This is a genomic window from Trebonia sp. (assembly GCF_049794275.1).
GTDB lineage: Bacteria > Actinomycetota > Actinomycetes > Streptosporangiales > Streptosporangiaceae > Trebonia.
The window spans coordinates 1-1,509 of the sequence record NZ_JBARCR010000557.1; the positions used below are offsets into that span (position 1 = coordinate 1).

Genomic DNA, 1,509 nt, shown 5'->3' on the forward strand with positions numbered 1-1,509 from the left:
GGCCTGCCGGCGCCGGCGGCCGAGGGCGTCCGGCTGGCTCTCGACCCGCGCGCGGAACGCGGCAGGGCGCCGGTCAGGTCGGCCATCCTCGGTACCGTCCTGGCCACCGTCGTGCTGCTGGCGACGGTGACGTTCGGCGCGAGCCTGACCACGCTCGTCTCGCACCCGGCGCTGTATGGCTGGAACTGGACCTACGCGCTGAGCTCAGGGGTTATTACCGTCAACCACAACCAGACGACGGCCGTCCTCAACCACGACCCGGAGGTCGCGGCGTGGACGGGTGTCTGGTTCGGCACCGCGCAGATCGACGGCGTGACCGTCCCTGTCCTCGGCACGGACACGAACGCGCCGGTCGCGCCCCCGCTGCTGTCCGGCCACGGCCTGCAGGGACCAGGGCAAATGGTGCTCGGCGCGATGACCCTCGCGCAGCTGCACAAGAACGTCGGCGACGTCGTCACGGTCACCGACGGGGGACCGCGCCCGTTCTCCGCGCGGATCGTCGGCACCGCTACCCTGCCCTCGATGGGCGTCGCGGCCACCCTGCACACCGAGATGGGCACCGGCGCCGTGCTGCCGTACCAGGACATTCCCGGCGCTGCCGGGAACGAGCCCAACAACATCCTGGTCACCCTGCGCCCCGGCGCCAACCTCGCCGCGCAGCAGAAGGTTCTCCAGACCATCGTCCCGGCCAAGGTAGGCGGTGTGGTGCTGCCCGTGCAGCGCCCGGCGGAAATCGCCGATTACCAGTCGATGGGCACCGCGCCCGTGATCCTGGCCGGCGCCCTCGCGCTCGGCGCGCTCAGCTCGCTGCTGCTGACGCTGATGTCCTCGGTCCGCCGTCGCCGCAGGGACCTCGCGCTGCTCAAGACCCTCGGGTTCACCAGGCGCCAGCTGTCCGCCACCGTGGCGTGGCAGTCCACCGCCGCGATCACGGTCGGCGCCATCGTGGGCGTCCCGCTGGGCATCGGGCTCGGCCGCGCGCTGTGGGATCTGTTCGCCGGGCAGATCAGCGTCGTGCGGCAGCCGACGGTCCCGGCGCTGACCGTCGTGCTCATCGTGGCCGGCGCGCTGGTCACCGCCAACGTGGTGGCCCTGCTGCCAGGCTGGGTTGCGGGCCGCACCCCCGCGGCCGCGCTGCTGCGCGCCGAGTTACGCCGTTACCGGCATGCCGCCCACAATCCTGTGCGGCGGGCTATTGGTCTTCGTACAGTTCGGTCAGGTCGGCCGCGCCGGACTCGGCGCTGAAGGCTTCCTGGACGACCGGGTCGTCGCTGGTGCCGAGCACGCGCCAGTCTTCGCCAGGCTCGAGGATCTTCTCGGCGCCGCGGATCGACCGGAAGTCCATGTCGGCGTCCACAGCGGGCGGTTCCTTGCCTTCGGCCAGGTCCTTGGCGGCGGAGATGAGGAGGTGCCGCATCCGGCTGATGGCCTTGTCGGTGGAGCCGAGCTGCTCCTGGGTGCGGTCGTAGATCGGGCCCATCGACTCGGTCACCATCAGGTCCTGGCTGA

The 1,509-nt window shown here is 71.5% G+C and carries 1 protein-coding gene and 1 pseudogene; one reads left to right on the plus strand and one right to left on the minus strand.

Annotation, left to right across the window (positions count from 1 at the left end):
* A partial coding sequence (locus tag WA805_RS15305; RefSeq protein ID WP_425242651.1) for an ABC transporter permease occupies positions 1–1,245 on the plus strand: 1,245 nt, incomplete at its 5' end.
* On the opposite strand, the pseudogene WA805_RS15310 reads toward WA805_RS15305, so the two are convergent.
* Positions 1,193–1,509 (minus strand): annotated as a pseudogene (locus tag WA805_RS15310) (hypothetical protein); the annotation flags it as partial. The gene WA805_RS15305 and the pseudogene WA805_RS15310 overlap by 53 nt on opposite strands.